Source organism: Terriglobus sp. YAF25, assembly GCF_052113305.1.
In the GTDB taxonomy this organism is placed as follows: Bacteria; Acidobacteriota; Terriglobia; order Terriglobales; family Acidobacteriaceae; genus Terriglobus.
Window position 1 is genome coordinate 1 of record NZ_JBFRCY010000220.1, and the last position, 7,989, is coordinate 7,989.

8 protein-coding genes are annotated in these 7,989 nt (G+C 59.1%); 3 read left to right on the plus strand and 5 right to left on the minus strand.

Annotated elements, in window-relative coordinates; genetic code table 11:
• Positions 1-90 precede the first annotated feature (90 nt).
• Together AB4043_RS11070 and dnaN are read left to right on the plus strand one after the other, a co-directional pair.
• Positions 91-639, plus strand: coding sequence for a glutathione peroxidase (locus AB4043_RS11070; RefSeq protein WP_442302541.1), 549 nt, complete (start codon positions 91-93; stop codon positions 637-639).
• 299 nt (positions 640-938) lie between these two features.
• Positions 939-2,117, plus strand: a complete 1,179-nt coding sequence (gene dnaN / locus AB4043_RS11075; protein ID WP_147646204.1) for a DNA polymerase III subunit beta — start codon at positions 939-941, stop codon at positions 2,115-2,117.
• A 294-nt stretch (positions 2,118-2,411) separates the two neighbouring features.
• Here the strand turns inward: dnaN and AB4043_RS11080 are convergent, their stop codons facing one another.
• Positions 2,412-2,861, minus strand: coding sequence for a hypothetical protein (locus AB4043_RS11080; RefSeq protein WP_442302542.1), 450 nt, complete (start codon positions 2,859-2,861; stop codon positions 2,412-2,414).
• 93 nt (positions 2,862-2,954) lie between these two features.
• On the opposite strand from AB4043_RS11080, the gene AB4043_RS11085 reads away from it, so the two are divergent.
• Positions 2,955-3,089 (plus strand): hypothetical protein, encoded by a 135-nt coding sequence (locus AB4043_RS11085; RefSeq protein WP_442302543.1) that lies wholly within the window; start codon positions 2,955-2,957, stop codon positions 3,087-3,089.
• 258 nt (positions 3,090-3,347) lie between these two features.
• Here the strand turns inward: AB4043_RS11085 and AB4043_RS11090 are convergent, their stop codons facing one another.
• The 4 genes from AB4043_RS11090 to AB4043_RS11105 form a co-directional block, all read right to left on the minus strand.
• Positions 3,348-4,331 carry an SPFH domain-containing protein gene (locus AB4043_RS11090; protein ID WP_442307064.1) on the minus strand — a complete coding sequence of 328 codons (984 nt, stop codon included), beginning with the start codon at positions 4,329-4,331 and terminating at the stop codon, positions 3,348-3,350.
• 2 nt (positions 4,332-4,333) lie between these two features.
• The gene (locus tag AB4043_RS11095) at positions 4,334-4,522 is read right to left on the minus strand and encodes a hypothetical protein (RefSeq protein ID WP_442302545.1); all 189 of its coding nucleotides are present in this window, start codon (positions 4,520-4,522) and stop codon (positions 4,334-4,336) included.
• 343 nt (positions 4,523-4,865) lie between these two features.
• Complete coding sequence (glyA, locus tag AB4043_RS11100) at positions 4,866-6,140, minus strand: serine hydroxymethyltransferase (RefSeq protein ID WP_442307065.1); 1,275 nt, start codon at positions 6,138-6,140, stop codon at positions 4,866-4,868.
• 471 nt (positions 6,141-6,611) lie between these two features.
• The gene (locus AB4043_RS11105; RefSeq protein WP_442307066.1) at positions 6,612-7,778 is read right to left on the minus strand and encodes an alpha/beta hydrolase family protein; all 1,167 of its coding nucleotides are present in this window, start codon (positions 7,776-7,778) and stop codon (positions 6,612-6,614) included.
• Positions 7,779-7,989: the final 211 nt, after the last annotated feature.

Consider the following 7,989-nt stretch of genomic DNA (forward strand, 5'->3'; position numbering starts at 1 on the left):
CGTGGGGCCAATCCCCTTTTACTGTCCCTGCCTTAACGCTTCACCTTTTAACTTGCAACTTTTAACTCCTACCAGGAGCATCCAATCACCATGGCAAATCTGCAGACTATCCCGTTGGAGACCATCACCCATGCGCCCACCACGTTGGCCGAGTACGTCGGCAAGGTGTTGCTGATCGTCAATGTCGCCTCCAAATGCGGGCTTACGCCGCAGTATACGGGGCTTGAGTCCCTGTACCAGCGCTTCCAAGACCGTGGCCTGGTGGTTCTCGGATTTCCCGCCAATGACTTTGGTGGGCAGGAGCCCGGCACCAACCAGGAGATTGCCAAGTTCTGTTCGCTGACCTATGACGTCAGCTTTCCCATGTTCGCCAAGATCGGCGTAACCGGCCCGGGGAAACACCCGCTCTATCAGGAACTTACAAAGGCTCTGCCGCAGGCGATCTCGACCACCGGGTTCGATTTTGCGGGTGATCTGCGCAACTACGGTACCGAGCCGAATCAGCCGCCGGAGCTGCTCTGGAACTTCGAAAAGTTCCTTATCAGCCGTACCGGGGAACCAGTGGCCCGGTTTGCCCCGGATACCACGCCCGACGACCCGACCCTGATCGCCGCGATTGAGGCGGAGTTGGAGAAATAGAGCGCGAAAAGCCCCTGCGTTGGGTAGCTCCCCGCCCGCCCTAGCGTTGCGAGGGCGGGGCACCCCCCCGGGTGGGGTCAGGCCCAAAACTGGCGAAATAGGGTCAGTTGGCTCTTCCCGCGCTAGCGGCCACTATTCAACCATTCAACTATCCAACCATTCAACATTTACCCCCTTTTTGCACAACTGCTTTCTTTCTGCAATCCTCGCTACAATCAAGCTGTTCCACGTGTGTTGACGAACTGGTACAGTGTTGCCAAACGCACGTCAAGGTTTCACCATCGGGAGACACTTCTGCCATGACGACCACCGCAACCCCGCTTCAAGCTGCAGCATCCGCGGCTCCCTCCGGCAATCTCGAAATCTCTATCTCCCGCGGCGATCTGCTGCGTGAGCTGACGGCCGCACAGTCGGTGGTGGAACGTAAGACGACGATCCCCATTCTGTCGAACTTCCTGTTCGAGGCGGACGACGACCGCCTGACCATTACGGCGACCGATCTCGATCAGTCTCTGCGCACCTCCACCACCGCCAAGGTGAAGAAGCCAGGCGCCTGCACCATCCCCGCGCGCAAGCTGTACGACTACATCAAGCTGCTGCCCGAGGGCGAGATCAGCATCAAGCTGATGGATAACCATTGGGTGCAGATCCGCGCCGGCCGCTCCAACACCAAGATGGTGGGCATGGCCCGCGCCAACTTCCCCACCGTTCCCGAGTTTCCCGAGACCGGCGCCCTGAAGGTCAACGTCGCTGCCCTGCGCAGCATGATCTCCAAGACCATCTTCGCCATCTCCAACGAGGAGTCGCGCTACACCCTCAACGGAGCTCTGCTAGTCCTCAAGTCCGAGTCCATGGCCATGGTCGCCACCGATGGCCACCGCCTGGCTCACATCGAGCGCTTCGGGGAGACCATCTCCGGCGTCTCTGGCGAGAAGAAGACCCTCATCCCGCGCAAGTGCCTGGGCGAGCTCTCCTCGCTGTTGGCGAACACCGAAGACGATACCCTCGAGTTCGCCGACGACGAGCAGACCCTCTACTTCCGCATCGGCGGACGCGTGCTGACCAGCCGCAAGCTGACCGGCCAGTTCCCCAACTACGAGGCCGTGCTGCCCCGCGACAACAACAAGTTCGTCATTGTCCGCAGCGAAGACCTGATGGGAGCCATCCAGCGCGTCGCCCAGTTCGCCGACGAGCGCTCCGGCGCCATCAAGATCCGCATGGAGCAGAACGAGCTGAAGATCTCCTCCTCGTCCACCGACTCGGGCGAGTCGGAAGATACGATCGAGACTCCCTACAGCTACGATCCTCTGGTCGTCGGCTTCAACTCCGCCTACCTGCTGGACTTCCTCAAAGCCATCGGTAACACCGGCGAGGTCCGCCTCGAATTCAAGGACGCCCAGTCCGCCGGCCAGATGCGCCCCGAAGAAAGCGGCGAAGACTCCAAGTACCGCTACATCCTCATGCCCATGCGCATCTGAGGGGGACTAGCCGGGACTGGCCGTCCAGGCAAAGGCGCTTCGCGCGGAGGCCCGGCAGAATGCCGGGCCTTTGTCTTTTCTTGGATCAGTAGGACTGGGTGCCCCATATCCGCGGAGCAGATGTGGGGATTCGCGCTACGCGCGAATCTATCTCATCCCGTAAGGATCTGCTTCTCTGTTCGGGTCTCAGGGATCGAGCTCCGCTCGATACTCCCACATAAGCTTCGCAGATGTGGGACACCCGGCCGGTGCCCTTTCAGAAGGAAGACCGCCCAACTAGCAACCAGGAACCAACTAGGAACTAGAGAGGAACAACTTCCTCAACTCCTCAATCTGTCCCGTGCTCAGCAGCTTCCGCTCCCGTTCCAACAACACCACCCATCCATCCTCGGCGCGCATCTCGATCTCGCGCGGCATCGACCAGATCACTCCGGTTGCGGCGTTATGCCGGGCGGCCATCAAGGTCAGTGGATGTCTCTCGCGCCCGAAGCCGATCTCGGCGTCCATCACGATGACGTAGCTCAGGCCCTGTCGCCAAAAGATGCAGTGGCGGCCCTGGCCCCAGTTCAGGTCATCGGTCATCGAGAAGGGAAAGTCCTGGGGAATCTCGTCATCGGGAAAGTCACCACTGGTCTGTTGTGCGTACCGCAACATCTGGCCGCGCCGCCCACCACCAATCCGGAACTTGGGCAGCATCAGGGTCGCCAGCAGCAGGACAGAAACCAGGACAAAAAAAGCAAGCATTCCGCTGTGATTGTCGCACCAAGAGAGTCAACGGGAGAATCCGGAACGATACTTTCACCCGGCTGCAGGCTTGGCTAAGCTGCCAGCATGGTTATGAATCCACAATCCGTAGTTGCTGCTGTGGTGGAAGCGCACGACGCCTGGTTTGACGCCAACGTCCTCGCCGCCCTCGAAGACAGCAACTCCGCGGAACCCATCCGCGAAGAAGAACTGGTCGAGACGTACTAGTCTTTTTGGCAGCACGAGTGAGTCGTGGTGTCCAACAGGGACTCGTGTGTAGGGACTTGGTTGAATGGTGGAATCGTTGAATGGTTGAATCGTGGATTGGTGGTAGTCCATGCACCTCCAACTCACTTGAGTTGCTCACGCCACTTTCAGCAAGCCGCCATACGCAAAGATAAAAGGGGCGAGCCTCGCATATGCGAAACCCACCCCTTCCAATCAAGCAAGGAAACGATTCAACCATTCAACAATTCAACCAATCAACTACCTCGCAGAGGGCAGCTCCATCAGCATCTGCCCGTTGCCGGTCTGCACGCTGGGCAATTGACCGTTCCAGCGTTCGATCAGGGCGCGCTGGTTTTCCAGCTTGCGAAGCTCCAGCAACTGAGGCGTGATCGAGGTCTGACGGATGCGGTTGGCCTCCGCCTCGCCCTGGGCACGTGTCACGCTGGACTTGGCTTCACCCTCGGCCGCGGCGATCTGCTTGGCGGCTTCGGCCTGCGTTTCGGCCAGCTCGTTGCGCGCACGTTCGGCGCTCTGGATGGCCTGCGCCTTCGCGGTGATGGCTGAAGCAATCACGCTGGGGACCCGCGGAGCACCGATGAAGCCGAACTGCTGAATACCAACGCCGACAGGATCCATCTTCTGCTGGATGAGGGCCTGCACCTTGCCCAGGAACTCAGCCTTGCGTTCGCCGTAGATCTCCTCCACCGTGTAGGTGCTGGCAACTTCGTTCAGCGAGTTGCGCACCACATCGCGCAGAATGCCGTGCGTAAAGCGTGTCAGGTCGTTGAGCCGGTACTTCACATAGAAGTCAGGCACACGCGGCGGATCGATGGCGTAGCTCAGCGAGACGTCGGCATAGATCTCCATGCCCTCCTTCGAGTTGAAGCTCATCTGCTCGTTGGTCGCCGAGCCTTCATGAGCGTCCTGCRTCCACTTCACCGTCTGCACAAAGGTCGGGAACTCGACAATCTGCGACTTCAGCGGGCTGTAGAAGACCCATCCGGTACGGATTGGAATCTCCTGCGCTCCACGCTGCGAGCCGGAGAGCGAGATCTCCACGCCCTCATAGCCGGCGCCGATACGCGTGACGCTGACGATGTAGCTGAAGAACAGGTTCAGCACGATGATCGCGATGACGAGGACAACACCCCACTTCAAGGCAAAACGTAGCATGCGTTTGCCGTGGTCGTCGTCGTCGCGGCCATTGCCGCGGCCGGTGGTTTGAAGCAAGTTGTCAAACATGGTCATAAACGCCTCCAGAGAAACCAGGTTGCAGAGCACACCACCACCGCATCGCAGACGAGCAGCACCATGCCGCCGTAAACGGCCTTATCGCTCGGTAGATTCAGGAGGTGGAACGCGGTGGTCATCAACTCAAAACCGAGGACGGCCACCAGAAGGAAGAGCAGCAAACGGATTGTTATTCGTCGCACATGTCGCCCGGCCCTTTATCCTTGCGGGCCATCCAGCGATTAAGAATCGTAAAGCGGAAAGACGCCCGCGAACATTGGACGGAAGTGCTATTGCTATTTAGTTCGTACTTGATACAATATCCGGAGGGGCCTCTATTTTGAGGGTGTCTGTGGCTTGTTGTGAGGTTTGGGCTATCAGGGTGCTGGTGGGTAGCTCGTTGTTGAATGGTTGAATCGTTGAATGGTGTGGCTGGGAAGACGGCAAGCCTCACCTGAATGCGAAAAGAGCGAGCCTCGCCTAAGCGAAACTCGCCCCTCTGAACAAGCAAGAAAACTATTCAACAATTCCACCATTCAACGGTTCTTACGCGAGCGCCGGCTCGCGTAAGAACCCATACAGCGGATACTTCTCTGCCAGCTCCCCGACCTGGCCCTTGATCTTCGCCAGCTTGTCCGCGTCGTTGCGGTGCTCGAGAGCTTCGGCGATCCACTTCGCGATGATGCGCATGTCGTCTTCCTTCATGCCGCGGGTCGTCAGTGCCGGTGTGCCCACGCGAATGCCCGAAGGCTTCAGGGGAGGATTGGTGTCGTACGGAATCGCGTTCTTGTTCACCGTGATGCCGGCCTCACCCAGAGCATTTTCGGCTTCGCTGCCCAGGATGCCCTTGGCAAAAACGTCGACCAGCATAAGGTGCGTGTCGGTGCCACCGGAGATGATGCGGAAGCCCTCGCCCTGCAGCGCCTCGGCCAGCGCCTTGGCGTTGGCAACGATCTGTGCGGCGTAGAGCTTGAACTCAGGCTGCAGTGCTTCCTTGAAGGCGACAGCTTTGGCAGCGACGATATGCACGAGCGGTCCGCCCTGCTGGCCAGGGAAGACAGAGCGGTCGAGGCCCTGTGCGAACTCTTGCGTGCACAACACCATGCCGCCGCGCGGTCCACGCAGTGTCTTGTGGGTGGTGGTGGTGACGAAGTGTGCGTGCGGTACCGGCGAAGGATGCACGCCGCCTGCCACCAGGCCGGCGAAGTGGGCCATATCGACCATGAAGTAAGCGCCCACCTTATCGGCGATGGCGCGCATGCGGGCGAAGTCGAAGGTGCGAGGATATGCCGATCCGCCGCCGACGATGATCTTCGGCTTCTCACGCAGGGCTGTTGCTTCGAGCTCGTCGTAGTCGAGAACCTCGGTGTCTTTCCGCACCTGATAACCGACGACACGATACAGCTTGCCGGAGAAGTTCAGCTTGTGACCGTGGGTGAGATGGCCACCATGCGCCAGGTCCAGGCCCAGGATGGTATCGCCGGGCTGCAGGATGGTCATGTAAGCCGAGGCATTGGCCTGCGAGCCGGAGTGCGGCTGCACATTGGCGTGATCGGCGCCGAAGAGCTGCCTGGCGCGATCGCGCGCAAGATTCTCAACGACATCGGCAAACTCRCACCCGCCGTAGTAGCGCTTCGCCGGATACCCCTCGGCATACTTGTTGGTGAAGACCGTTCCAGCGGCCTCCAGCACAGCGCGCGAAACGAAGTYCTCACTGGCGATCATCTCCAGACCTTCGTGCTGGCGGATGACCTCCTTTTCGACCATCGTTGCGATTTCGGGGTCAGAGGCGGCGAGAGATGCGTTGAAGTCGATCGGCATACGGATATTTTAACCGCGCCATCAAAAGTCTGGCTCGGACCCCAGTCCCGCGGAAGCCTTGCCTGCGCCTGCCACCAAAGTCGCATCGCGCTCCCACGCACAGGCGATACCGCCCGATTGTGAAGCGAGCGATCCTCCCAAAAGAGGAACCGAATCCAACTTCGGAGGAGCCACCTGAATGCATGATTTCCTTCTAGCCCTGTGTTGCGTCACTATGGTGTTGGCGCCGTGGTATGTATCGTTTTCGGACACCAAGGTAGACGCGGTCGAAGAAGAATGCATCACAAAAGTCGTCCGCTGCACTAAAGCAACGGGGGACGGACGCCGATGGATACGTTGACCAATATGATGGACCTTATCTTAGGTTGCAGTTTGGTGGCTGTGGTTGTGCTCCCTTGCCTCTTTGCTTCRCACTTCGGCAGGGCGCATCGCCACACCAAGAAGACTGCTTGAACAATTCGCTTCCCAGGGTTAACCCGCTGTACGCAGGCGCTTGAACGCTCGATAGACGAACGTGCCGAGGTACCAGCCGTCAAGCCATGCATATGGCTTCTCACCCACCACGTAATGCCCGCAAGGCAGCACCTTAGGCGTGTGCGGAATTCCACGCTGCTCAAAGCTCCGTAGTACTTCCAGCGAAAACTCCAGAGGAAACGTCAGATCGTAGGTCGCATAGACGACCAGCGTCTGCCGGTCTTTCACGCGCGCAAACTGCTCCATGTAATTCTTCGGGCTGATCGCCTCGAAGCAGGCCCGCACATCTTCCCGCGACATGCCGGCTTCTTCAAAGGCCGCGCGGACGTGGCGTGTGCTCTGCCCCTGCCACACCACATCGCCGAAGCTCGTCGAGGCGTGATTGAAGGCGCAGACCTTCAACCGCTCGTCGAAGGCGGCGGAAAGAAATGCATACTCCGACCCCAGGCTTGTTCCCAATACGCCAAAGTGCGTGTATCCCTGTGACTGCAGCCAGTCGATACAGCTCCGCACATCGACAACGGCCTGCCGCACCGCCTCGATGGTGCGGCCGATGTTCGAGCTTACGGCGTAGTCCGAGCGTTCGAGCTCTGCCGGCCTGCGGATGTCGTGATACGGCTTCGAGAGCCGCAGGGCAGAGACACCGAACTTGTTGAACAGATCGCAGAGAACGTTATGGCTGAAGGCATCGGCATTCCACTGCGGCATGACGATAATCGCCTGCTTCGGCCGTTTGGGATCCTGATGGGCCGGTGCCGGATACCAACGTGCGTTCACCTGGTCGTTCTCCGGGTACTTGGTGCGCACGGCAGAGGTAAAGCGCAGGAACTCCGCCTCTTCGATCAGACCCTCTTCGGCATTGGCCTTCCACAGTGCGTCCTTCGCCAGCGTCTCCGGACGTACGTTCGTGGGAAAGAGTTGCGGGTGCCGCTTCTCCAGACGGAAGTCGGTCGGCGTCTGATAGCYGAAGAACTCCTCGGCGTTGGCGACGATGTGACCGTTGATGGCCTTCATCGATCCAAGCGGGTCTTCCTCCACATGGGTTCCCCACTCGGCCAGCCAGTCAAAGCCCCATTCGAGTGGACGCACAATGCGGTTGGTGTCTGCCGTGGTGAGCCGCGTCTCCCACGCGTACATCCAGTCTGAGTACAGCTTTCTAAACATTCCCCTCTAGTTTACCGGGGAGGATGTGGTAACAGGGTGAATGGTGGCGTTGAAACGAGTTGCTAGGCTGTATCGACAAATTCAAGTTTGAGTTTTCTTGGGAAATTGGGTGTATTTCGCTTTCTGTATCTTCTTGAGATAAGCCACAACGATGAAATTGGCGACGGTAAGCACCAAAGGTGCGCTCTATACCAGCCTAGGGTGAAGCCCT

What these genes read in the sequence shown, in the direction of transcription:
- AB4043_RS11070 (WP_442302541.1), top strand. Translation starts at nt 91, where the DNA reads ATGGCAAATCTGCAGACTATCCCGTTGGAGACCATCACCCATGCGCCC.
- dnaN (WP_147646204.1), top strand. Translation starts at nt 939, where the DNA reads ATGACGACCACCGCAACCCCGCTTCAAGCTGCAGCATCCGCGGCTCCC.
- AB4043_RS11080 (WP_442302542.1), bottom strand. Translation starts at nt 2,861, where the DNA reads ATGCTTGCTTTTTTTGTCCTGGTTTCTGTCCTGCTGCTGGCGACCCTG.
- AB4043_RS11085 (WP_442302543.1), top strand. Translation starts at nt 2,955, where the DNA reads ATGAATCCACAATCCGTAGTTGCTGCTGTGGTGGAAGCGCACGACGCC.